Origin of the sequence: Streptomyces sp. CA-243310, from assembly GCF_050936775.1 — a bacterium.
Lineage (GTDB): Bacteria > Actinomycetota > Actinomycetes > Streptomycetales > Streptomycetaceae > Streptomyces.
In genome coordinates this window covers 987,765-1,009,969 of the sequence record NZ_JBNJMF010000001.1, presented here as the reverse complement: position 1 = coordinate 1,009,969, position 22,205 = coordinate 987,765, and the positions used below count along the sequence as shown (strand labels likewise).

Annotated in this window: 23 protein-coding genes; 9 read left to right on the top strand and 14 right to left on the bottom strand. The window is 71.7% G+C overall.

Going from position 1 to position 22,205, the window contains the following annotated elements:
* Positions 1–8: 8 nt before the first annotated feature.
* From guaB to ACQEVM_RS04845, 3 genes are all read right to left on the bottom strand, one after another.
* Positions 9–1,514, bottom strand: a complete 1,506-nt coding sequence (guaB, locus tag ACQEVM_RS04855; protein ID WP_433075321.1) for an IMP dehydrogenase — start codon at positions 1,512–1,514, stop codon at positions 9–11.
* Positions 1,515–1,663: 149 nt separating this feature from the next.
* Positions 1,664–2,293, bottom strand: coding sequence for a sigma-70 family RNA polymerase sigma factor (locus ACQEVM_RS04850; RefSeq protein ID WP_433075318.1), 630 nt, complete (start codon positions 2,291–2,293; stop codon positions 1,664–1,666).
* 264 nt (positions 2,294–2,557) lie between these two features.
* Complete coding sequence (locus tag ACQEVM_RS04845; RefSeq protein WP_003948568.1) at positions 2,558–3,169, bottom strand: response regulator transcription factor; 612 nt, start codon at positions 3,167–3,169, stop codon at positions 2,558–2,560.
* Between the two features lie 380 nt (positions 3,170–3,549).
* On the opposite strand from ACQEVM_RS04845, the gene ACQEVM_RS04840 reads away from it, so the two are divergent.
* Entirely contained in the window at positions 3,550–3,876 is a 327-nt protein-coding gene (locus tag ACQEVM_RS04840; RefSeq protein WP_030230767.1) for a WhiB family transcriptional regulator, read from the top strand.
* A 166-nt stretch (positions 3,877–4,042) separates the two neighbouring features.
* Here ACQEVM_RS04840 and ACQEVM_RS04835 read toward each other — a convergent pair whose 3' ends face one another.
* Positions 4,043–4,942 carry a LysR family transcriptional regulator gene (locus ACQEVM_RS04835; RefSeq protein ID WP_433075314.1) on the bottom strand — a complete coding sequence of 300 codons (900 nt, stop codon included), beginning with the start codon at positions 4,940–4,942 and terminating at the stop codon, positions 4,043–4,045.
* A gap of 383 nt (positions 4,943–5,325) precedes the next feature.
* Here ACQEVM_RS04835 and ACQEVM_RS04830 point away from each other — a divergent pair, with 383 nt between their 5' ends.
* Together ACQEVM_RS04830 and ACQEVM_RS04825 are read left to right on the top strand one after the other, a co-directional pair.
* Positions 5,326–6,099, top strand: a complete 774-nt coding sequence (locus ACQEVM_RS04830) for an SDR family NAD(P)-dependent oxidoreductase (protein ID WP_433075311.1) — start codon at positions 5,326–5,328, stop codon at positions 6,097–6,099.
* 120 nt (positions 6,100–6,219) lie between these two features.
* The gene (locus ACQEVM_RS04825) at positions 6,220–6,921 is read left to right on the top strand and encodes an ester cyclase (protein WP_433075308.1); all 702 of its coding nucleotides are present in this window, start codon (positions 6,220–6,222) and stop codon (positions 6,919–6,921) included.
* Between the two features lie 134 nt (positions 6,922–7,055).
* Here ACQEVM_RS04825 and groL read toward each other — a convergent pair whose 3' ends face one another.
* Complete coding sequence (gene groL / locus ACQEVM_RS04820) at positions 7,056–8,678, bottom strand: chaperonin GroEL (protein WP_433075305.1); 1,623 nt, start codon at positions 8,676–8,678, stop codon at positions 7,056–7,058.
* A gap of 145 nt (positions 8,679–8,823) precedes the next feature.
* Positions 8,824–9,132 (bottom strand): co-chaperone GroES, encoded by a 309-nt coding sequence (gene groES, locus ACQEVM_RS04815; RefSeq protein WP_053682586.1) that lies wholly within the window; start codon positions 9,130–9,132, stop codon positions 8,824–8,826.
* A 421-nt stretch (positions 9,133–9,553) separates the two neighbouring features.
* Here groES and ACQEVM_RS04810 point away from each other — a divergent pair, with 421 nt between their 5' ends.
* From ACQEVM_RS04810 to ACQEVM_RS04795, 4 genes are all read left to right on the top strand, one after another.
* A complete protein-coding gene (locus ACQEVM_RS04810) occupies positions 9,554–10,234 on the top strand; it encodes a response regulator transcription factor (RefSeq protein WP_433075301.1) in 681 nt (226 codons plus the stop codon).
* Positions 10,227–11,585 (top strand): ATP-binding protein, encoded by a 1,359-nt coding sequence (locus ACQEVM_RS04805; RefSeq protein WP_433075298.1) that lies wholly within the window; start codon positions 10,227–10,229, stop codon positions 11,583–11,585. The genes ACQEVM_RS04810 and ACQEVM_RS04805 overlap by 8 nt, the downstream gene beginning before the upstream one ends.
* A gap of 91 nt (positions 11,586–11,676) precedes the next feature.
* Positions 11,677–12,912, top strand: coding sequence for an LCP family protein (locus ACQEVM_RS04800; protein WP_433075295.1), 1,236 nt, complete (start codon positions 11,677–11,679; stop codon positions 12,910–12,912).
* A complete protein-coding gene (locus ACQEVM_RS04795; protein WP_433075292.1) occupies positions 12,900–14,333 on the top strand; it encodes an FtsW/RodA/SpoVE family cell cycle protein in 1,434 nt (477 codons plus the stop codon). Before ACQEVM_RS04800 ends, ACQEVM_RS04795 begins: the two co-directional genes overlap by 13 nt.
* Before the next feature lie 90 nt (positions 14,334–14,423).
* On the opposite strand, the gene ACQEVM_RS04790 is transcribed toward ACQEVM_RS04795, so the two are convergent.
* A complete protein-coding gene (locus tag ACQEVM_RS04790; RefSeq protein ID WP_433079807.1) occupies positions 14,424–15,377 on the bottom strand; it encodes a polysaccharide deacetylase family protein in 954 nt (317 codons plus the stop codon).
* Positions 15,378–15,600: 223 nt separating this feature from the next.
* A complete protein-coding gene (locus ACQEVM_RS04785; protein ID WP_433075289.1) occupies positions 15,601–16,536 on the bottom strand; it encodes a polysaccharide deacetylase family protein in 936 nt (311 codons plus the stop codon).
* Between the two features lie 90 nt (positions 16,537–16,626).
* On the opposite strand from ACQEVM_RS04785, the gene ACQEVM_RS04780 reads away from it, so the two are divergent.
* Complete coding sequence (locus ACQEVM_RS04780; RefSeq protein WP_433075286.1) at positions 16,627–17,805, top strand: class I SAM-dependent methyltransferase; 1,179 nt, start codon at positions 16,627–16,629, stop codon at positions 17,803–17,805.
* Here the strand turns inward: ACQEVM_RS04780 and ACQEVM_RS04775 are convergent.
* The 5 genes from ACQEVM_RS04775 to tsaB form a co-directional block, all read right to left on the bottom strand.
* On the bottom strand, positions 17,711–18,451 hold the full coding sequence (locus ACQEVM_RS04775; RefSeq protein ID WP_433075283.1) for a hypothetical protein: 741 nt from the start codon (positions 18,449–18,451) through the stop codon (positions 17,711–17,713). The two genes, ACQEVM_RS04780 and ACQEVM_RS04775, sit on opposite strands and share 95 nt — an antisense overlap.
* 148 nt (positions 18,452–18,599) lie before the next feature.
* On the bottom strand, positions 18,600–18,872 hold the full coding sequence (locus tag ACQEVM_RS04770) for a hypothetical protein (RefSeq protein ID WP_433075280.1): 273 nt from the start codon (positions 18,870–18,872) through the stop codon (positions 18,600–18,602).
* Positions 18,869–20,011, bottom strand: a complete 1,143-nt coding sequence (gene tsaD / locus ACQEVM_RS04765; protein WP_433075277.1) for a tRNA (adenosine(37)-N6)-threonylcarbamoyltransferase complex transferase subunit TsaD — start codon at positions 20,009–20,011, stop codon at positions 18,869–18,871. Before tsaD ends, ACQEVM_RS04770 begins: the two co-directional genes overlap by 4 nt.
* Complete coding sequence (gene rimI, locus ACQEVM_RS04760) at positions 20,004–20,525, bottom strand: ribosomal protein S18-alanine N-acetyltransferase (protein ID WP_433075274.1); 522 nt, start codon at positions 20,523–20,525, stop codon at positions 20,004–20,006. The genes tsaD and rimI overlap by 8 nt, the downstream gene beginning before the upstream one ends.
* On the bottom strand, positions 20,522–21,184 hold the full coding sequence (gene tsaB / locus ACQEVM_RS04755) for a tRNA (adenosine(37)-N6)-threonylcarbamoyltransferase complex dimerization subunit type 1 TsaB (RefSeq protein ID WP_433075271.1): 663 nt from the start codon (positions 21,182–21,184) through the stop codon (positions 20,522–20,524). Before tsaB ends, rimI begins: the two co-directional genes overlap by 4 nt.
* Positions 21,185–21,353: 169 nt before the next feature.
* Here tsaB and ACQEVM_RS04750 point away from each other — a divergent pair, with 169 nt between their 5' ends.
* The gene (locus ACQEVM_RS04750; protein ID WP_433075268.1) at positions 21,354–21,914 is read left to right on the top strand and encodes a hypothetical protein; all 561 of its coding nucleotides are present in this window, start codon (positions 21,354–21,356) and stop codon (positions 21,912–21,914) included.
* A gap of 101 nt (positions 21,915–22,015) precedes the next feature.
* Here the strand turns inward: ACQEVM_RS04750 and ACQEVM_RS04745 are convergent, their stop codons facing one another.
* On the bottom strand, positions 22,016–22,195 hold the full coding sequence (locus ACQEVM_RS04745) for a hypothetical protein (RefSeq protein ID WP_433075265.1): 180 nt from the start codon (positions 22,193–22,195) through the stop codon (positions 22,016–22,018).
* Between the last annotated feature and the right edge of the window lie 10 nt (positions 22,196–22,205).

Below are 22,205 nucleotides of genomic sequence, written 5' to 3'. Positions count from 1 at the left end.
CGGGCCGCTCAGCCCTTGCGGGAGTAGTTCGGCGCCTCGACCGTCATCTGGATGTCGTGCGGGTGGCTCTCCTTGAGGCCCGCCGAGGTGATCCGGACGAACCGGCCGCGGTCCTGCAGCTCGGGGACCGTGCGCCCGCCGACGTAGAACATCGACTGGCGCAGGCCGCCGACGAGCTGGTGCACGACCGCGGAGAGCGGGCCGCGGTACGGGACCTGGCCCTCGATGCCCTCGGGGATGAGCTTGTCGTCGCCGCCCACGCCCTCCTGGAAGTAGCGGTCCTTGGAGAAGGACTTCTGCTCGCCGCGGGACTGCATCGCGCCCAGGGAGCCCATGCCCCGGTAGGACTTGAACTGCTTGCCGTTGATGAAGAGCAGTTCGCCCGGGGACTCCTCGCAGCCCGCGAGCAGGGAGCCCAGCATCACCGTGTCGGCGCCCGCCACCAGGGCCTTGGCGATGTCGCCGGAGTACTGGAGACCGCCGTCGCCGATGACCGGGACGCCCGCGGCCTTGGCGGCCAGCGCGGCCTCGTAGATCGCGGTGACCTGCGGGACACCGATGCCGGCGACGACACGGGTGGTGCAGATGGAGCCGGGGCCGACACCGACCTTGATGCCGTCGCAGCCGGCGTCGATCAGCGCCTGGGCGCCGTCGCGGGTGGCGATGTTGCCGCCGATGACGTCGACGGAGGAGTTCGACTTGATCTTGGAGACCATGTCGCCGACGAGCCGGGAGTGACCGTGGGCGGTGTCGACGACGATGAAGTCGGCGCCCGCCTCGATCAGGGCCTGGGCGCGCTCGTACGCGTCGCCCGCGACACCGACGGCCGCACCGACGAGCAGCCGGCCGCCCTTGTCCTTGGCGGCGTTCGGGTACTTCTCCGCCTTGACGAAGTCCTTGACCGTGATCAGGCCCTTGAGGGTGCCCGCTTCGTCGACCAGCGGAAGCTTCTCGATCTTGTGGCGGCGCAGCAGCTCCATGGCGTCCACGCCGGAGATGCCGACCTTGCCGGTGACCAGCGGCATCGGGGTCATGACCTCGCGCACCTGGCGGCTGCGGTCCGACTCGAAGGCCATGTCGCGGTTGGTGACGATGCCGAGGAGCTTGCCCGCCGCGTCGGTGACCGGCACGCCGGAGATGCGGAACTTCGCGCAGAGCTGGTCGGCCTCGCCGAGGGTGGCGTCCGGGTGCACGGTGATCGGGTCGGTGACCATGCCGGACTCGGAGCGCTTCACGAGGTCGACCTGGTTCGCCTGGTCGACGATGGAGAGGTTGCGGTGCAGGACGCCGACGCCGCCCTGGCGGGCCATCGCGATGGCCATCCGCGCCTCGGTGACCTTGTCCATGGCCGCGGACAGCAGCGGGACGTTGACGCGGACGTTGCGCGAGATGAGGGAGGAGGTGTCGATCTGGTCCGGCGCCATGTCCGACACGCCGGGGAGCAGCAGCACGTCGTCATACGTGAGGCCGAGTGTGGCGAATTTGTCGGGCACTCCATCGGCGTTCACAGTCATGACACCTTCCCAAATGGTCTTGCTCAGCGCGGATGTCCATGCTAACGGGATCGCGACGCGTCTCATTCCACGACCAAGGTCAAGCAGAAGTTTCGTCGTTTCCTACTACTGGACGCCCCTGCCGGACCCTGCCCCGAACCGACCGCGGTCTACTGCTCCGCGAGCGCCCGGAGTCGACTGAGCGCCCTGTGCTGGGCCACCCGCACCGCTCCGGGGGACATCCCGAGCATCTGCCCGGTCTCCTCGGCCGTCAGGCCGACGGCCACCCGCAGCACGAGCAGTTCGCGCTGGTTCTCGGGCAGGTTGGCCAGCAACTTCTTGGCCCAGGCGGCGTCGCTGCTGAGCAGCGCGCGTTCCTCCGGGCCGAGCGAGTCGTCGGGCCGCTCGGGCATCTCGTCCGACGGGACCGCCGTGCTCCCCGGGTGCCGCATGGCGGCCCGCTGGAGGTCGGCGACCTTGTGCGCGGCGATGGCGAAGACGAAGGCCTCGAAGGGGCGCCCGGTGTCCCGGTAGCGCGGCAGCGCCATCAGGACGGCGACACAGACCTCTTGCGCGAGGTCCTCGACGAAGTGGCGAGCATCACCCGGAAGGCGGGACAGCCGGGTGCGGCAGTAGCGGATCGCGAGGGGGTGCACGAAGGCCAGAAGATCGTGCGTGGCCTGCTCGTCGCCGTCCACGGCCCGGCGCACGAGAGCACTGACGGCCCCGGCTCCGCCGCCCTTGGCGGTGCCGGTGGAGCCTGTGGCCGCGGGTGACCCCGGGGCCTCGTCTTCGCGCATCAATCCATGGTGCCTTGGCGCGGGTGCATTTGCGGCGCCATGGTCCTTGTTGTGCATCGAAGCGTTATGAGCGGGTGCGCCAGTACTCATCGCCTGCGCCCTCCCCTCCGCTCGGCCCGAATGGTCCCTAGGCCACATCTTCGAGAATGCGGCACACCCTCAAGGATGCGGCATCGCGCACGAAGCGACACGTCCCCCGGATTGTGCCCCGCCAATCCCCGGTTTCGCACCGGGTCCGGGCGGGACACTCTCAACGGTCCGCGATCAGCGGACCAGGCCCCATCGGAACCCGAGCGCCACGGCGTGCGCCCGGTCCGAGGCGCCCAGCTTCTTGAACAGCCGGCGGGCGTGCGTCTTGACCGTGTCCTCGGAGAGGAAGAGCTCTCGCCCGATCTCCGCGTTGGACCGGCCGTGGCTCATGCCCTCCAGCACCTGGATCTCGCGCGCGGTGAGCGTGGGCGCGGCGCCCATCTCGGCCGAGCGGAGCCGGCGCGGGGCCAGTCGCCAGGTGGGATCGGCGAGGGCCTGGGTGACCGTGGCCCGCAGTTCGGCGCGCGAGGCGTCCTTGTGCAGGTACCCCCGGGCGCCGGCGGCGACCGCGAGGGCCACGCCGTCCAGGTCTTCGGCGACCGTCAGCATGATGATGCGGGCGCCGGGGTCGGCCGAGAGCAGCCGACGGACCGTCTCGACACCGCCCAGGCCGGGCATCCGTACATCCATCAGAATCAGATCGGAGCGGTCGGCACCCCAGCGGCGGAGGACTTCCTCGCCGTTGGCTGCCGTCGTCACACGCTCTACGCCGGGCACGGTGGCAACCGCGCGACGGAGCGCCTCTCGGGCAAGCGGGGAGTCGTCGCAGACGAGGACGGATGTCATGACCGCCCTCCGCAGCTGCTGATGCGCGTCACCTTGTGCCTCCAGGCTGGTACGTATCGTCACCTGTGCGGTCGATGCCCCCGGACACCTGTCCGAGAACTTATTGGTTCAACCGCCTTCGCACTCTCAACGATGGTCACTCGAAAGAGTTACGGGTCAGACGGACACCTTCGGCACTCTACGTGAGGATGCGATCACGACGTCGGAGGCGCGGGCAGCCTGTCCTCCATCTGGAGCTATGCCCTATTTGGCGGCTTTCCTTCCGTTTGGCACGTGTCTGAGGCTAGATTCCCAATGAGTCATATTTACATCTACTCCGACAGTAGGTGTGGAGACATGGACCGTATCCGCCTCAGTACCGGCATCAAGAGGGACTACCAATGGCAGATTTCTCCCGCCTCCCCGGACCGAACGCCGACCTCTGGGACTGGCAGCTGCTGGCTGCCTGCCGCGGGGTCGACAGCTCCCTCTTCTTCCACCCGGAAGGCGAGCGGGGCGCGGCCAGGAGCGCGCGCGAGGCCTCGGCTAAAGAGGTCTGCATGCGCTGCCCGGTCCGTTCGGAATGCGCCGCGCACGCCCTCGCCGTCCGCGAGCCCTACGGGGTGTGGGGCGGCCTCACCGAGGACGAACGCGAAGAGCTGATGGGTCGAGCCCGGCACCGCCTGATCCCCGCGTCGAGCACGATCGGCCCGATCGCACCGCACTAGCCGGTTCGCACGAAACGCCCGAAGGAACGTTTCCTCGAATCCGTGGCCCTCACGCACGCGTCGCGGACCCCCCGGGCCCGGTCCGTCACCCGCCCGGCCGTACCGCCGTGCGGCAGGCGCCCGACGGACCGCCCGGCGGGGGCCACCCGGCCCCCGCCGGCGCCCGTCAACGCGTCGCGGCCCGCTCCAGCTGGGTCAGCGTCGCCGCCACCGCGGGGACCCTCTCCAGGTCGGTCAGGGTCAGCGCCACGACCTCCCGCTCCACGGCGGGTTCCACCGCAACGGTGCTCACGCCCTTGGCCCGTACCGACTCCACGGCGAGCTCGGGCAACACCGCCACGCCGAGCCCCGCGCCCACCAGGCCGACCACGGCCGGGTAGTCGTCGGTGGCGAAGTCGATGCGCGGGGTGAAACCCGCGTCCTCGCACACCTCCACCAGGTGCCGGCGGCAGCGCGGGCAGCCCGCGATCCAGGGCTCGTCGGCCAGTTCGGCCATGCCCACCCGCTCGGCCCCGGCCAGTCGGTGCCCCTCGGGGACCAGGCCCACGAGGCGGTCGGTGAGCAGCGGGCGCACCACCAGGTCCTCCCATTCGGCCGCGGATGTCGACGAGCCCCCGTACCGGAAGGCCAGCGCCACGTCACAGTCGCCCTCGCGGAGCATCTCGACCGAACGCGGCGGCTCGGCCTCGACCAGGGAGATCCGGGTGCCCGGGTGCTCGGCGCGCATGGCCGCCAGCGCGGTCGGCACCAGGGTGGAACTGCCGCTGGGGAAGGAGACCAGCCGCACCCGGCCGGCGCGCAGCCCGGCGATGGCCGCGACCTCCTCCTCGGCGGCGGTCAGTCCGGCGAGGATTCCGGCGGCGTGCCGGACCAGGGCCTCACCCGCCTGGGTCAACCGCATCTCCCGGCCCGTACGGATCAGCAGCGGGGTGCCGGCGGACTGCTCCAACGCCTTCATCTGTTGGGACACGGCCGGTTGGGTGCAGCCCAGCTCGCGGGCGGCGGCGGAGAAGGAGCCGGTCCCGGCGACGGCGCGCAGGACCCGGAGATGACGTGCTTCGATCACCCTGTAAGCATAAGGGCATCTTTGATCGTGGCGTCAATATTCGGCGGACCCTTTGAGTGGTCTCGCCCGGGGTTCCCCCGCGCCGGACGCGCGGGAAGCCCCGGGCGAGCCGGACCGGGCGAGCGGTTCAGCCGGACCGCGAGGCGCCCGTGGAGTTCCGGTTCCGCCCCTTCACCACCGAACGGGCCCCGCCCGCGCCCCCGCTCGACGCGGTCCCGGCGGGGAACCGACCGCGCGGGAGCCCGCACGCGCACCCGGGCCGGTACCCGTTTCCACGGGAACGCGTCTCAACTCCGGCGCGCGGAGCGGGCCCTGACGCGGGGTCTCGCGGACCGGACGGGACCCTGACGACAGGGCCCCGCGGCGGCGACTAGGTTGCGCACATGACGACTGCGTTGATTACGGGATCCACGGCGGGCATCGGCGCCGCCTTCGCCCGGCGGCTCGCCGCCCAGGGCCACAACCTCGTGCTGGTGGCCCGCGACACCAAGCGACTCGCGGAGCAGGCCACCGAGTTGCACGACCGCCACGGCATCGAGGCCGAGGTGCTGCCGGCCGACCTCTCCACCGACGAGGGCATCGCGGCGGTCGAGGCCCGCCTCGGCGACCGCACCCACCCCGTGGACCTGCTGGTCAACAACGCGGGCTTCGGCAACAAGGGCCGCTACCTCGACGTCTCCATGGCCGACGAGCTGACCATGGTCAAGGTGCACGTCGAGGCCGTGCTGCGGCTGACCTCGGCCGCCGGCGAGTCGATGCGCTCGCGCGGGCGCGGCGGCGTGATCAACGTGGCCTCGGTCGCCGCGTTCCTGCCGCGCGGCACCTACGGGGCGAGCAAGGCCTGGGTCGTGCAGTTCACCCAGGGCGCGGCGAGGGACCTGGCGGGTTCCGGGGTGCGGTTGATGGCGCTGTGCCCGGGCTTCGTGCGCACGGAGTTCCACGAGCGGGCCGGCATGGGCACGGACAACATCCCGGGCTGGCTCTGGCTGGACGCGGACAAGCTGGTGGCTTCGGCGCTGGCCGACCTGGCGCGCGGCAAGACCGTCTCGATCCCGGATCCCCGCTACAAGGCGCTGATGAGCGTGGTGAAGCTGACTCCGCGCGGACTGCTCGGCGGCGTGTCCTCCCGTACGGGCCGCAAGTACGGCCCGCAGTAGCACGACCGGCGGCGACGCGGACGACGGCCGTCACGGGACACATCTGAACCAATCAAACCCGCCAAATGGATGAATTCTCCCTAAACTGGACCTGTCCCATCCAGCGCGGGAGGCGACGCCATGACTTTCGTACAGGTGATCGATTACGAAACCACGCGGTTCGAGGAGATGAACGCCCTCATCGACCGCTGGGCACAGCAGGCGAGCGGTCGGCGCACGGTCACGCACACCATGATCGGCCGGGACCGTGAAGCGCGGACGCACTACCTCGACCTCGTCGAGTTCCCCTCGTACGAGGACGCCATGAGGAACTCCCGACTCCCCGAGACCGACGGGATGTTCCAGGAGATGGTGGCCCTCTGCGAGGGCATGCCGAAGTTCATGAACCTGGACGTGGTCCGCAACGAGTACCTCGACAAGCTCCTCGTGAACCGGATCTTCGAGGACGTCGCGGAGAAGGGCGACTTCACCGTCGTCGACGAGTGCGTCGCGGCCGACTACACCGACCACGACATCATGGCGGCGCCCGGCACGGGCGACGGGCGGCAGGGCATGAAGCGGACGATGGGCATGTGGCGCGACGCGTTCGACTTCTCGTTCGACCTGCACCGTCAGATCGCCGAGGGCGACTGCGTCTCCACGCTGTGGGCCTGGACCGGCACCCAGAAGGGCGAGTTCATGGGCGTCCCGCCGACCGGGAAGGAAGTCACGATGTCGGGCTGCACGACCTTCCGCATCGAGAACGGTCAGGTGGCGGAGGGCTGGTGGTACTACGACGCGCCGGGCCTCATGCGGCAGATGGGCATGACGGACGCCGCGTAGGCCGTCCCCCATCGATGCCGGTCGGACCCGGGCACGGGGAAGGCCCCGGTCGGCACCGCTGGGCGGTGATGACCGGGGCCTTCCCTCGGATCAGCGGGGGCCCGCCGAAGCGGCGGACGCCCTGCGGCTCAACCTCAGTGGCTGTGGCCGTGACCGTGACCGGCGTCGGCCTCTTCCTCGGCCGGCTTCTCGACGACCAGGGTCTCGGTCGTGAGCAGCAGCGAGGCGATGGAAGCGGCGTTCTCCAGGGCGGAGCGGGTGACCTTGACCGGGTCGATGACGCCGGCCTTGACCAGGTCGCCGTACTCGCCGGTGGCGGCGTTGAAGCCCTGGCCCTTGTCGAGCTCGGCCACCTTCGCGGTGATGACGTAGCCCTCGAGGCCGGCGTTCTCGGCGATCCAGCGGAGCGGCTCGACGGCGGCGCGGCGGACCACGGAGACACCGGTGGCCTCGTCGCCGGAGAGACCGAGGTTGCCCTCCAGCACCTTCACGGCGTGGACGAGGGCGGAGCCACCGCCGGAGACGATGCCCTCCTCGACCGCGGCGCGGGTCGCCGAGATGGCGTCCTCGAGGCGGTGCTTCTTCTCCTTCAGCTCCACCTCGGTGGCGGCGCCGACCTTGATGACGCAGACGCCACCGGCGAGCTTCGCCAGGCGCTCCTGCAGCTTCTCGCGGTCCCAGTCCGAGTCCGTGGACTCGATCTCGGCCTTGATCTGGTTGACGCGACCGACGACCTCTTCGGAGCTGCCGCCACCGTCGACGATGGTGGTGTCGTCCTTGGAGATGGTCACGCGGCGCGCGGTGCCCAGTACGTCCAGACCGGCCTGGTCGAGCTTGAGGCCGACCTCCTCGGCGATGACGGTGGCACCGGTGAGGGTGGCCATGTCCTGGAGCATCGCCTTGCGGCGGTCACCGAAGCCGGGGGCCTTGACGGCGACCGCGTTGAAGGTGCCGCGGATCTTGTTGACGACGAGGGTGGAGAGCGCCTCGCCCTCGACGTCCTCGGCGATGATCAGCAGCGGCTTCGAGGCGCCGGCCTGGATGACCTTCTCCAGCAGCGGCAGGAGGTCCTGGATGGAGGAGATCTTGCCCTGGTTGATCAGGATGTACGGGTCGTCGAGGACGGCCTCCATACGCTCCTGGTCGGAGACCATGTACGGCGAGAGGTAGCCCTTGTCGAAGGCCATGCCCTCGGTGAACTCCAGCTCCAGGCCGAAGGTGTTGGACTCCTCGACGGTGATGACACCGTCCTTGCCGACCTTGTCCATCGCCTCGGCGATGAGCTCGCCGACCTGGGTGTCCTGCGCGGAGAGCGCGGCCACGGCAGCGATGTCGGACTTGTCCTCGATCGGACGCGCGGTCGCGAGGAGCTCCTCGGACACGGCCTTGACGGCGGCGTCGATGCCCTTCTTCAGGGCGGCCGGGGAGGCGCCGGCGGCGACGTTGCGCAGACCCTCGCGGACCAGCGCCTGGGCCAGCACGGTGGCGGTGGTGGTGCCGTCACCCGCGATGTCGTTGGTCTTGGTCGCCACCTCCTTCACGAGCTGCGCGCCCAGGTTCTCGTACGGGTCGTCCAGCTCGACCTCACGGGCGATGGTGACACCGTCGTTGGTGATGGTGGGGGCGCCGAACTTCTTGTCGATGACGACGTTGCGGCCCTTGGGGCCGATCGTCACCTTGACCGTGTCGGCAAGCTTGTTGACGCCGCGCTCAAGGGCACGACGGGCGTCCTCGTCGAACTTCAGAATCTTCGGCATGGAAGCGGTTCAGCCCTCTCGATAACTCGGGTTCAACGAACTGCGCCCCTCGCCGCCCGGCAATCAGCGGGGTGACCAGGGGCGCAGCTCAAAGCAAAACTGGTGAAGAGGAAGGGGATCGCTCCCCTTGCCTGCTTCGTTTCGACTACTTCTCGACGATCGCGAGTACGTCGCGAGCCGAGAGGACGAGGTACTCCTCGCCGCTGTACTTCACTTCGGTGCCGCCGTACTTGCTGTACAGCACGATGTCGCCGACGCTGACGTCCAGCGGGAGACGCTGGCCGTCCTCGAAGCGACCCGGACCGACCGCGAGGACGACGCCCTCCTGGGGCTTCTCCTTCGCGGTGTCCGGGATGACCAGGCCGGAGGCCGTGGTCTGCTCGGCGTCGAGCGGCTGGACCACGATGCGGTCCTCGAGCGGCTTGATGGCAACCTTGGAGCTGGTGGTCGTCACGATCCGACCTCCCCCTTCGGAGATCCGGGGTCAACTGTCTGAGGTGGCGACCAGGTCGATCCGTCGTCGCGGGTGCCGGACCTGCCTGTCGCTGTGTTGGCACTCACCAGGGGCGAGTGCCAGGTGCGACACTATTCCGGCGATTAGCACTCGGTCAAGCGGAGTGCCAATTTGCCTCTCGGCGAGGCGCGCTTCGAGCCGCCCGTCCGGGGCGGGCCGCCCTGCGGGCGGGGGCGTCCGGGCCCTTGCGCCGACTCCCCGGAAGCCGCCCGACCTGCCCCTCGGGCAGGCGTTCGGAGCGGCCGTCACGGCGCCGACCCCGCACGACACCGCGGGGGTCGGCCGGCGCGCGGCGATACGTGCCGCCGGCTCAGGTCCGGCCCGACATCGGCTCCGGCGACCGATATGTGACGCTTGAGCCGTGCGCATCCTGGTGGTCGAAGACGAAGAGGGGCTGGCCGAGTCCCTGCGGCTCGGCCTGTCCGCTGACGGTCACTGGGTCGAGGTCGCCCACGACGGACACCGCGGCCTCGACCTCGCGCTCACCGGCGGCCCGTACGACGCCGTGCTCCTCGACCTGATGCTCCCCGGCCTCGGCGGCCACGAGATCTGCACCCGCCTGCGCGCCCACGGCGACCGCACGCCCGTACTGATGCTGACCGCCAAGGACGGCGAGCACGACGAGGCCGACGGGCTCGACGCGGGCGCCGACGACTACCTGACCAAGCCGTTCTCGTTCGTCGTGCTGGCCGCGCGGCTGCGCGCGCTCGCCCGCCGCGCCGGCACCCCGCGGGTCGGCGTCCTGCGGGCCGGCGATCTCGTCCTGGATCCGTCCGGGCGCCGCTGCCGGCGCGGCGAGCGGGACATCGAACTCACCGCGCGCGAACTCGGCGTGCTCGCCTGCCTGATGGAGCAGGCGGGCCGGGCGGTCGCCAAGCAGGACATCCTCGACGAGGTCTGGGACGTCCCGCACGCCATCGACCCGAACATCGTCGAGGTGTACGTGTCCTCGCTGCGCCGGAAGATCGACGCGCCGTTCGGCCGCCGTTCCATCCTCACCGTGCACGGGACCGGCTACCGGATGGCACCCGACGGTGGTTAGGACCCTGCGGGCCCGGGCGGCCGTGGCCGCCGCCCTCGCCATGGCCGCGGTGCTCGGCGCCGGCGGGTTGTGGCTGTACGCGCTGCTGCGGGCCAATCTGCTCGACAACACCACCGGGCGCACGGAGCTGGCCGCACGGAAGGTCGTCGCGCAGCTCGACGCCCGCACCCTGCCGCCCGGCGGCCGACTGGCCGCGCCCGAGGGCGGGGTGGACCTCGTCCTCGTCCGGGACGCGGCCGGGCGGGCCGTCGCCACCAGCGGGGATCCGCGCGGCGCCCCGGACCTCGACGGGCTGCGCCCGGCGGCCGGGGAGGACTCCCGGTCGGCCGTGGTGCCCGTGGGGCGCGCCGGTTCGGAGCGGGGCGCGGCGGTGGTGGTCCGCTCGCCGGGGCCGCCCGGGGGAGAGGGCCCGTACACCGTGTACGCGATGACCGTCCTGCGCGACGTGGACGACGCGACGCGCGCCATCGGGGTCGGGCTGCTCGCCGGCGCGCCCCCGCTGATCGCCTTCGCCGCTGCGCTGGCCTGGTGGGTGACGGGGCAGGCACTGCGCCCGGTCACGGCGATCCGTACCGGGTTGGCGGCCGTCACCGCGAGAGAGCCCGGTCGCCGGGTCCCGGATCCGGGCGGGGCCGACGAGATCGCGCGGCTCGCCCGGACCGTCAACGCCACCCTCGACCGGTTGGAGCGTTCCGACGCCCGGCAGCGGCAGTTCACGGCGGACGCCTCGCACGAGCTGCGCAACCCCCTCGCGGCCGTGCGGTCCCGGCTGGAGGTGGCCCTGGCGCGGCCCGACCGGGCATCGGTGGCGGCCGCGCTGGCCGACACCGAGCGGCTCCAGCGGATCGCGGCGGACCTGTTGCTGCTGGCCCGCCTCGACGGCGCTCCGCCGCCCCGGTCGGAACCGCTGGACCTGGCGCTGCTGGCGGCGGAGGACGTGGCGCGCAGGCCGGCGCCCCGGGTGCCGGTGCGGCTGGAGGCGGGGGCGTCCGTACCCGCGTACGGGGATCCGGCGCGGTTGGAGCGGGCGCTGGCCAACCTGGTGGACAACGCGCTGCGCCATGCCCGTGCGGGCGTCGTCGTACGGGCGGCCACGGACGGGGCGTGGCGGGTGCTGGAGGTGTCCGACGACGGCGCGGGGATCCCGGAGGCCGACCGGGAGCGGGTGTTCGCGCGGTTCGTCCGGCTGGACGCGGACCGGGGGCGGGCGAGCGGTGGCACCGGGCTGGGCCTGCCCATCGCCCGCGAGATCGCCCGCGCCCACGGCGGTGACGTCCGCGCCGGGATCGCTCCGGGCGGTGGCGCCCTCCTCGTCCTCCGGATCCCCGGTCCCGGAGCAGGCCCGGCCTGAGGTGCGTCCCGGGTCCCGGGCAGGCACGGCCTGAAGGCGCCTTCAGGACCCTCAGGTTTCCTTCAGCGGGGCTCCCCCAGCATCGACAGGCATGAGCGCGCACCGCAGGAAGACCAGCCGCCGCCTGCCTCGGCGTCGCCGCCTCGGCCGCACCCTGCTGACCGCCGGCTGTGTGCTGACGGTCCTGGCCGGCGGCGCCGCCTGGTACGTCTACCGGGACCTGTCGTCGAGCATCGGCAGTTCCAAGGCCCTGGAGGGAGCCGAGAAGTCGGCGCACGGCGACACGAACATCCTCCTCATGGGGCTGGACAGCCGGCGCGACCAGAACGGAGACCCGCTCCCGGACGCGATCCTCGACAAGCTGCACGCGGGCAGTTCCGACATCGGCGGCTACAACGCCAACACCCTGATCCTGCTCCACGTGCCCGGCGACGGGAGCCGGGCCCGGGCGTTCTCGATCCCCCGCGACGACTACGTGGAACTGCGCGGGATGCCGGGCCGGGCGCCGGGCACGGGCACCGGCAAGGCCAAGATCAAGGAGGCCTACGGGCGGGCGAAGGCGCTGCGCGAGGAGCAGCTGGCGGGCGAGGGGGTCAAGGACCGGCGGCGGCTGGAGCGGGAGGGCCGGGAGGCGGGACGCAAGGCCGAGATCGAGACCGTACGGACCTTCCTGGGCGTGCCGGTCGATCACTTCGCCGAGCTGAACCTGGCCGGTTTCCACCACCTGGCGGAGGCCCTGGGCGGGGTGCCGGTGTGTCTGAACAAGGCGGTGAAGGACAGGTACTCGGGTGCGGACTTCCCCGCCGGCCCGCAGACGCTGAACGGGCGGCAGTCCCTGGCCTTCGTGCGGCAGCGGCACGGGCTGCCGGGCGGTGACCTGGATCGGACGAAGCGGCAGCAGGCGTTCCTGGCGGGCGCGACGAAGAAGCTGAACGAGGCGGACACCTTCACGGACCCGGTGAAATTGATCAAGCTGGTCGACGCGGCGAAGGAGGACGTGGTGACCGACGCCGGCTGGGATCTGCTGTCGTTCGTGAAGCAGGCCAAGAACCTGTCCGGCGGGAAAGTGCAATTTTCGACACTCCCCGTCGAGGGCTTCGCAAGGAACCATGACGGGGACATCAACGTCGTAGATGATATGAAGATAAAGCGCCTCATTGCCGAGCAGATCGGGCCCAAGGCCCCTGCGAGTCCGAGCGCGCCGGGCGCCGCTCCCTCCGGACCGGGCGCGTCGTCCCCGCCGTCTTCACCGCCGCCCGCACCGCCGTCTCCCGGGCCCTCACAGCCGGAGAAGATCGACGGTGGCGGCGTCCCGTGCGTGGACTGAGGCCCCTGACGGAGGCGGGCGCGCGGCGCCGCACCGAGGCGTTCCTCCTCGTCCTCGTCGTCGGCATCGCCACCCTCGGCCACTGCTCGGCGAGCCTGGCGATGAACGACGAGCTGCCGCGCAACCTCACCGGCTTCGTCATCAGCCTGTCGCTGCTGTCACTGGTGGGGCACCTGGGCATCCGCCGGTTCGCGGCGTACGCGGATCCGTTGATCTTCCCGCTCGCCATGTTGCTGACCGGACTGGGGCTGGTCCTGCTCCACCGGCTCGACCAGGGGTACATCGAGCGGTACAACTCGGACGCGAACGCTCCCGGCCAACTGTTGTGGACGGTGGTCGGGGTCGCCGCCTGCATCCTCGTGGTGGCGCTGCTGCGCGACCACCGGCTGCTGCAACGGTTCATCTACATCACGATGGCCGTGGCGCTGGTGCTGTTGATCGCCCCGGTGTTCTCGCCGGCCGACACGTACGGCGCGAAGCGCTGGATCGTCGTCGGCGGGTTCTCGCTCCAGCCCGGCGAGTTCGTCAAGATCATGATCGCGATCTTCTTCGCGGGCTACCTCGTGATCCACCGGGATTCGCTGGCACTGACGGGCCGGCGGTTCCTGGGCGTCCGGTTGCCGCCCATGCGACAGCTCGGGCCGATCATCACCGTGTGGATCCTGTCCATGCTGGTGCTCGTCTTCGAACGCGACCTGGGTACGTCACTGATCTTCTTCGGCGTGTTCGTGGTGATGCTGTACGTCGCCACCGAGCGCACCAGCTGGATCGTCTGCGGGGTGCTGATGGCCTCGGTGGGCGCCTTCGTGGTGGGCTCGACCGAACCGCACGTGAAGGGGCGGGTGGCCGCCTGGCTGAATCCGCTCTCCTACTACTGGAAGGACCGGCCGCCGGGGGTCGTCTCGGACCAGTCCGCACAGGCGCTGTTCAGCTTCGGCACGGGCGGCGTCACCGGCACCGGCCTCGGCATGGGCCACCCCGAACTGATCGCGTTCGCGGGGCGCAGCGACTTCATCCTGACCACCGTGGGCGAGGAACTCGGCCTGGCCGGGGTGATGGCGGTGCTGCTCCTGTACGCGCTCCTCGTCCAGCGGGGCCTGCGGATGGCGCTGGCCGCGCGCGACCCGTTCGGGAAGCTGCTCGCGGTGGGCCTGTCGGCGGCGCTGGCGCTCCAGGTCTTCGTGGTGGCGGGCGGTGTGACGGGCCTGATCCCGCTGACGGGCAAGGCACTGCCGTTCCTGGCGAAGGGCGGCTCGTCGCTCCTGGCCAACTGGATCATGATCGCCCTGCTGCTGCGGATCAGCGACAGCGCGGAACGCCAACGCGAGGCGGACGCCCGCGGCCCGGCGGAGACGACGATCACCCCGGTGGTGGCGGGCACGGAGGACCGGTCCGCGACGGTCGCCGGCGCCCCCGGGTAGGCCGCCGGGGGTGGTCCGCCCGGGAGTGCTCCGCCCCGGGCGGGTCCGCCTCCGCGGCGGCTCCGTGCGGTCCGTTCCCGCGGGGTCCGCCTACAGGTAGTCCTCCAGGCGGCCTATCGCGTAGCCCTGCTCCTGGATGCGCTTGAGCATCCGGGTCGTCATCTCGATCTCGGTGGAGCCCTTGAGCTCCGAGGGGCCGCGGAAGTGGGCCAGGATGACGTCGCCCGGTTTGAGGGCCGAGCCCTCGGCGTACTGGAAGTCGTTGATCTGCATCGACGCCCGCCAGAGGACGACCGTCGATATGCCGCACTCGGAGGCGGCCCTGAGGGTGTCGTCGTTGTAGTTGCCGAACGGCGGCCGGAAGAGCGTCGGCTTGGCGCCGAACCGCTTCGCCAGGCGTTCCTGCTGCCCGCATATCTCCTTCTTCTGCGCCGCGTAGGACAGGGTCCGGAGGTTGGGGTGGGTCAGGGTGTGGTTGTTGATCGTGCTGCCGCTGCCGTTGTCGCGCAGGGCCTGGAAGTGCCCGTAGTCGGACGAGGCCACGTTGTCCGTGAGGAACATGCCGATCGGCAGCTTCAGGTCGGCCGCCATCTTCAGGAACTCGGGGTTCTTCTCCGCTCCGTCGTCGAAGGTCAGGAAGACGACCTTCTCGGAGGGGGCCACGGGTATCCGGTCCACCAACGCCGGTCTGCCCGGGGCGGGCTTGGGGAGTCGGGGCTTCTGCGCCGGCTTGGGCGCGTACGCGACCGGGGCCTTCAGACCCCACTTCCGGTAGGGCTGCTCCTCCGTCGCGGGCGCTCCGGCGGGGGCGCTCGACACCGGGGCCGAGGCGGACGGGGAGGCGGCACCCGTCTCCGGCTTGGTCTTGCGGCCCAGTCGTTCGATGGGCTCCACGCTGTTGCCGCATCCCGCCAGCGACGCCACGAGGGCGCCGGCCGCGAGCGCCCCGGCCAGACCTCGACGGGCGGCGGGGCCGAGGGGACGACCGCCGAAGTGGCGCGCGCCCCCTGAAGGAGCAGTACGGGAAGGGTGTTTGAAAGTCATACGCACGTGCGGAATGTATACCCGGATGGGGATATTCCGCTGATATGACCAGTCGGGGCGGCCGAAACGCACGGTGCCGAAGGTGCGGCGGAGGCGTGCGGAGCCGGTTTCCCCGCGGGGAGGGATTCCGCACGCGTACCGCTCGTCGGTCGACACGGACCGGTCGACACCGATCAGTCGACTCGCATCAGACGTGCATCAGACGTGCATCAGTCGACGGGGATCAGACGTAGTCCTCCAGGCGGCCGATGGCGAAGCCCTTGTCCGTGACCGTCTTGAGGGTGTGGCGCACCATGTCGGTCATGGTGGCCTTCCAGTCCTCCTTGCCGCGGAAGTGGGTGAGGATGATGTCGCCCGCGTGCAGGTCCCGGTCCCATTCGCGCCAGTCCATGCGGTTGGGGAAGGCCTCGGCGTTCCACAGCGGGACCGCCTTGATGCCACAGGACTTGGCCGCGCGCAGCGTGTCCTGGTTGTAGTTGCCGTACGGCGGCCGGAAGAGGCTCGGCCGCTTGCCGAACTGCTTCTGGATCGTGTCCTGTTGGCCGCAGATCTCCTCGCGCTGCTGCTCGTAGGAGAGCGCGGGCATGTAGCGGTGGTTGAGCGTGTGGTTGTTCAGGGTGACGCCGGCGGCCTGCATCTCCTTGAAGTACGGGTAGTTGTCCTTCACGACGTAGTCGCTGAGGAACGCCGTGTACGGGATCTTGAGTTCCTTCATCATCTTCAGGAACTCGGGGTCCTTCTCGGCCCCGTCGTCGACCGTCAGGAAGACGACCTTCTCCTCGGTGGGGACCGTGGTGAAGACCGGCGGGTACTCCGACTGGTCCTCGACCTCGAAGCCGTCCCGCGTGGTGATCTCCGGCTTCACCTTGGGCGGCGCCGGCGCGACCAGCGGGACCTTCGCCAGGCCCCAGCGCTTCGCCGCGGCGACCCGGGCCTGCTGGGCGGCCTTGGCGCGCTCGGCGGGGTTCACGAGCGCGCCCGCGGCGCCCTCGGCGCCGGTCTTGGGCTTCGTGGCGGTGCCCGATTCCGTGGAGCTGCACGCCGTGCCGAGGGCGGCGACCAGCAGCGCGGCGAGGGCCACGCCGTACCGGCCGCGCGGACGCGCCGCTGACCGGTGACCTTGTTGCGTCTTATTTCCCTTTTGTCGTACAGGCTGCATAACGCCGGATCCTTACAGCACCACCCGGCGCGTCCGCGGCGACACCTCGACCGGATCCGGACCTTCCATCGACTGGCCCACAATGAACCGGTGACCCCCGAAGACTTCGCCGCACTGCTCACTCCCGAGGGCGACGCCCTCCTCGCCTCGCTCCGCGACCACGACCCCGCCCAGGAGCTCGCCCTCGCCACCCGGCTGCGCCGCGAGCACCCGGCCGCGCTGGTCTCCGCCGCGCTCGGTCAGGCCCGGCTGCGGCAGCGGGCGGTCCCGAAGTTCGGGGCCGAGGACGCGTTCCGGATGTACTTCACGCCCGGCGGCGGGGAGATGGCCACCCGCGCGTCGGTGGCCGGGTACCGCGCCGGGCGGCTCGCCGCCCTGGGGGTGCGCAGTGTCGCCGACCTGTGCTGCGGCATCGGCGGCGACGCCCTGGCCCTGGCTCGCCTGGGGATCCGGGTGCTGGCCGTGGACCACGACCCGCTGACGGTCGCGGTCGCTCGGGCCAACGCCGAGGCGCTGGGGCTGGCGGACCTGATCGAGGTCCGGGAAGCCGACGTGACGGACGTGGACACCACCGGGTACGACGCCGTCTTCATCGACCCGGCCCGGCGCGGCGGGCGCGGGCGGATCTTCGACCCCGAGGGCTACTCGCCGCCGCTCTCCTGGGCCGTGGAGGCCGCGCGGGCCGCGCGGTACGCGGCCGTCAAGATCGCCCCCGGGATCCCGCACGAGGCCGTGCCCGCCGAGGCGGAGGCCGAGTGGATCTCCGACCAGGGCGACGTCAAGGAGGCCGTGCTGTGGTTCGGGACCTCCCCCGGCACCGTGCGCGCCACCCTGCTGCCCGGACCGCGCGCGCTGGAGACCGCCGACCCGTTGCCCGATCCGGAGGCCGGCCCGGTCGGGCGCTGGCTGTACGAGCCCGACGGCGCCGTGATCCGCGCCCATCTGGTCGCGGAGGTCGCCGAGCGGCTGGACGGCCGGCTCATCGACCCGACCATCGCGTACATCACCGCCGACGAGCTGCGCGCGACCCCGTACGCGACCGCGTACGAGATCACCGACGTCTTGCCCTTCGGCCTCAAGAAGCTCAAGGCCCTGCTGCGCGAGCGCGGGGTGGGCGTGCTGACCGTGAAGAAGCGGGGTTCGGCGATCGAGCCCGAGGAGCTGCGCAGGAAGGTCAAACCGCAGGGCCCGAACTCCGCGACCGTGTTCCTGACGCGTGTGGCGGGCGCCCCGTCGATGCTGATCGGCGCGCCGGCGCCGCGGGACTGAGCCGCCCGGACGACGCGGGCCGCCCGAAGGGTCCGGCGGCTCGCAGGGCGCACAGCGCCCAGCGGTAGTGGGCGCCGGCCTTGCCGAGGCCCAGCAGGGCGGTGACCCACAGGATCAGGCCGAGTCCCATCGTCAGGACGAGTTCCGGGTACGCGCCCTCCCCCGGCCGGGGCCCGGCCGCCGCCCCGAAGGTCACCCGGAGGCCGAGCGCGCCCAGGGCGAGGGAGGACAGCAGCCAGGCCAGGCTCCGGCCGGGGGCGCGCAACCGGCGGTCGGCGGCCGGGTCGCGGTCCGAGGCCGCCCAGGCGCACTGCAGTTGCCGTATCCGCCGGTCCAGTCGGGCGCCCCGGCCGAACCAGATGCCGGCGGACACCAGCACGCCGGCGGCGAGCGCGGCGAAGACGAGGCCGAGGACGCAGTCGAGGGGACCGCCTTCCTCGAAGGCCATCAGGGCCATGCCGACGAAGGACCAGCCGAGCGCGAAGACGGCCGCGACGGCCCAGAGCAGCAGGAGCCGCTCGATGCCGAGGTTGTGCCGGACGAGTTCCGCCAGGGAGCGCGCGCGGTCCGCCCGTACGACGGACTCGTCCAGCCACTCGCGCAGGTGCGCGGGCGGGGGCGGAGGAGGCAGGTCACGGCGAGGCATGCGCACGACCGTAGCGGGACCCGCTCCAGGACCGCCGGAGGCGGCCTGGACCGACGGCGCGGAAACCGCCACCGGGCCGCTGCCGCACCGGCCCCGCCGCGCTCGGCCGAAGGCGCCGGCCCCGCCGCGCTCGGCCGAAGGCCCCGGCTCAGCCGCCCGTGACCTCCACCGACTCGAACCGCCAGCGGTGCACCGCCCGGGTGATCAGGTCCGCGTCCGGCTCGGGCAGTTCGGGGAGTTCCGCCGCCGCTCCCTCGGGGGCGTCCCACCAGGTGAGCACCAGCACCCGGTCCTGGGCGGCGCGGAACACCTCGCGACGCAGCGGTTCGCGGGCCAGGACCCGGGAACGGGCCCACTCCAGCAGTTCGTTGCCCCGCCCGGCAACGGCGCGGGCCTCCCACATCAGCGTCACGGTGCTCACGAGTAGAGGTTGTCCTTGCTCAGCTCGTGCACGTGATCGTGTGAGTGGGAGTGGGAGTGTCCGTGCGCGTGGCCGCCGTGGTCGTGGTCGTGCGCGGTCCCCGGCACGTGCGGGTCCGTCACCGGCAGCGAGGAGTCCGCGGACAGGTCCCAGTCCGAGGCCGGCCGGTTCCGCCTGACCATCTCCGCGCCCAGCGCCGCCACCATCGCGCCGTTGTCGGTGCACAGCTTCGGCCGCGGCACCCGCAGCACGATCCCCGCGTCGTCGCAGCGTTCCCGGGCCAGCGAGCGGAGCCGGGAGTTGGCCGCGACGCCGCCGCCGATCATCAGGTGGTCGACGCCCTCGTCCTTGCAGGCACGGATCGCCTTGCGGGTCAGCACGTCCACGACGGCTTCCTGGAACGAGGCCGCCACGTCGCGCACCGGCACGTCCTCGCCGGCCTTCCGCTTCGCCTCGATCCAGCGGGCCACGGCCGTCTTGAGCCCGGAGAAGGAGAAGTCGTACGCCGCGTCACGGGGCCCGGTCAGTCCGCGCGGGAAGTTGATCGCCTTCGGGTCGCCCTCGCGTGCGAGCCGGTCGATGACCGGGCCGCCGGGGAAGCCCAACTGGAGCACGCGCGCGATCTTGTCGAAGGCCTCGCCCGCCGCGTCGTCGATGGTCGCGCCGAGCGGTCGTACGTCGGTGGTGATGTCCGGGGCCAGAAGCAGCGAGGAGTGCCCGCCGGAGACGAGCAGGGCCATGGTCGGTTCCGGCAGCGGACCGTGTTCGAGTTGGTCGACGCAGATGTGCGAGGCCAGGTGGTTCACCCCGTACAGCGGCTTGCCCAGGGCGTACGCGTAGGCCTTCGCCGCCGAGACGCCGACCAGCAGGGCGCCGGCGAGGCCCGGGCCGGCGGTGACGGCGATGCCGTCGAGGTCGCGGGCGCTGACCCCGGCTTCCTTCAGGGCGCGCTCGATGGTGGGCACCATCGCCTCCAGGTGCGCCCGGGAGGCGACCTCGGGGACGACCCCGCCGAAGCGGGCGTGCTCGTCGACGCTCGACGCGATGGCGTCGGCCAGCAGGGTGGTGCCGCGGACGACGCCGACGCCGGTCTCGTCGCAGGAGGTCTCGATGCCGAGGACGAGGGGTTCGTCAGCCATGGGACTCACTTCTCACGGGTTGTGCGGAGCTCAGGGAGTTCGCGGGGTCGGCGAGGCGCATCACGAGCGCGTCGACGTTGCCCGGTTGGTAGTAGCCGCGTCGGAATCCGATGGGCTCGAAACCGAAGCGCTCGTAGAGCTTCTGGGCCCGCGTGTTGTCCACGCGCACTTCCAGGAGCACTTCCGCGCATTCGAAGGCGGTCGCGGCGCGCAGCAGGTCGGTGAGCAGCCGGGCGCCGAGACCGGTGCCCCACTGCTCGCGGGCGACCGCGATGGTCTGTACGTCGCCCAGGTCGCCGGCGGCGGCCAGTCCGGCGTAGCCGACCAGTCGACCGGCCGCGTCCTCGGCGACCACGTAGCGGCGGGTGGCGCGGGGGCCGCGTGCGTGGGCGAGTTCGGACCAGAACATCCCGGCGGACCAGGCGTCCTCGGGGAAGAGCGCGTGCTCCAGCTCCAGCACCGGTTCGATGTCCCACCAGCGCATGTCGCGCAGCACCACGGTCGGGGCCGTCACTGCGGGGTGACCACCTTGTAGTTCTTGGGTACCTGGGCGTCGGGTCGCCGCAGGTACAGCGGCGTCGGGGGCAGGAACTCCGCCCCGGCCGCCAGTCGTTCCGCGGCCAGGGCCGCGAGGGCGCCGGCGGACTGGTGCTCGGGGGCCCGCGCGTCGGTGAAGACGTCCGGGTAGAGCACGGCGCCCTGGCCGACGGAGGGCAGGCCCGCGACCTGTTCGGCGATGTCGGCCGGGCGGTCCACGGCGGGTTCGCCGACGCGCGTGCGCGGGTCCTCGTAGCGGGCCCAGTAGACCTCCTTGCGCCGCGCGTCGGTGGCGACGACGAAGGGGCCCTCGACGCCGGCGGCTCCCGCGGCGTACGCGAGGCCGTCGAGGGTGCACAGGCCGTGGACGGGGACGCCGAGGACGGAGGCGAAGGTGGAGGCGGTGACGAGGCCGACACGGAGTCCCGTGTAGGGGCCGGGGCCGACGCCGACGACGATGCCGGTGACGGCGTCGAGTTTCAGCCCGGCCGCGGCGAGCACCTTGTCGACGGAGGGCAGCAGCAGCTCCCCGTGGCGGCGGGCGTCGACCTGGTTCGACTCGGCGAGGACGGACTCGCCGTCGTGCAGGGCGACGGTGACGGCGGGCGTGGCGGTATCTACAGCGAGCAAGAGCACGCGAACAGCCTACGACTCCGGGGCCCCGGGCCCTTGCGGCCGGTCGCCGGGCACCCTGACTGCTACCTTTCGACCGGGGTACCGAGAGGTACCGCCCGAACGCCCCGGGGCAGGCCCGGTCGGATCGTTCGGCACAGGACTTCAGGACCGCGCGGAGAGGTGGAGCAAGGTGGCACGCAGCAGCTCGGGAATCGTGGCCGGGCTCACCGTGGCGGCGCTCGCCGCCGTCGGCTTCCTCGGCTACCAGGCCTCCGCGACGGCGCCCGCGCACCCCGTGAAGGCCTCCCCGCAGGCACCGGCGTCCGGCGCTCCGAGCCAGTCCCCCGCCAAGCCGGACCCGGCGAAGACCACGGCCGTGCCGGAGGGCTCGGGCACGGGCGAGCGCGTCGTGTACTCGGTGTCCGGGAAGCGGGTCTGGCTGGTGGCCGCGGACGGTCGCGCCGCGAAGACCTTCACGGTGACGCCGAGCACGGTGCACCCGGCGGCGGGCACCTACGTCGTCGGTTCCCGGGCGGGCGCGGTGCCCGGCTCGGACGGGGCGCCGATCGAGCACGTGGTGCGGTTCGCGAGCGTGGACGGCGTCTCGATCGGGTTCAGCGCCCGGGTGGACGGCAAGACGCCGGCACCGGACCCGGCCAAGAAGACCGGCGGCATCCGCATGTCGCGGCTCGACGGTGACGCGATGTGGACGTTCGCGACGATCAACTCGAAGGTCGTCGTCGTTCCCTGAGCGCGCGTCGCAGGACGCGCGTTTCCGGACCGCGACGCGCGGTCCCCGACCCGCGTCCCCGATCCGCCCGCGGGTCCGCCCGTTTCACCCGTATGTGGGAATCAGGCCGCTTCGGACTCCGGAGCGGCCTGTTCCGTGTTCGCGGATGCCGGGGTGGCGGGTTCCCACGCGGGCGGCGTCGAGACGGCCGTGGCGGCGGCGCACGAGGCGAGCAGGGCCCGCATGGACACGACCGTGCGGGCGGTTCGCTCCGCTCCCGCTGCTGCTCCTACTGCCGACATGGATGCCTCC

Coding starts and splice junctions, on each gene's coding strand:
- guaB (WP_433075321.1), bottom strand. CDS start 1,514: ATGACTGTGAACGCCGATGGAGTGCCCGACAAATTCGCCACACTCGGC.
- ACQEVM_RS04850 (WP_433075318.1), bottom strand. CDS start 2,293: ATGCGCGAAGACGAGGCCCCGGGGTCACCCGCGGCCACAGGCTCCACC.
- ACQEVM_RS04845 (WP_003948568.1), bottom strand. CDS start 3,169: ATGACATCCGTCCTCGTCTGCGACGACTCCCCGCTTGCCCGAGAGGCG.
- ACQEVM_RS04840 (WP_030230767.1), top strand. CDS start 3,550: ATGGCAGATTTCTCCCGCCTCCCCGGACCGAACGCCGACCTCTGGGAC.
- ACQEVM_RS04830 (WP_433075311.1), top strand. CDS start 5,326: ATGACGACTGCGTTGATTACGGGATCCACGGCGGGCATCGGCGCCGCC.
- ACQEVM_RS04825 (WP_433075308.1), top strand. CDS start 6,220: ATGACTTTCGTACAGGTGATCGATTACGAAACCACGCGGTTCGAGGAG.
- groL (WP_433075305.1), bottom strand. CDS start 8,678: ATGCCGAAGATTCTGAAGTTCGACGAGGACGCCCGTCGTGCCCTTGAG.
- ACQEVM_RS04800 (WP_433075295.1), top strand. CDS start 11,677: ATGAGCGCGCACCGCAGGAAGACCAGCCGCCGCCTGCCTCGGCGTCGC.
- ACQEVM_RS04790 (WP_433079807.1), bottom strand. CDS start 15,377: ATGACTTTCAAACACCCTTCCCGTACTGCTCCTTCAGGGGGCGCGCGC.
- ACQEVM_RS04785 (WP_433075289.1), bottom strand. CDS start 16,536: ATGCAGCCTGTACGACAAAAGGGAAATAAGACGCAACAAGGTCACCGG.
- ACQEVM_RS04775 (WP_433075283.1), bottom strand. CDS start 18,451: ATGCCTCGCCGTGACCTGCCTCCTCCGCCCCCGCCCGCGCACCTGCGC.
- tsaD (WP_433075277.1), bottom strand. CDS start 20,011: ATGGCTGACGAACCCCTCGTCCTCGGCATCGAGACCTCCTGCGACGAG.
- ACQEVM_RS04745 (WP_433075265.1), bottom strand. CDS start 22,195: ATGTCGGCAGTAGGAGCAGCAGCGGGAGCGGAGCGAACCGCCCGCACG.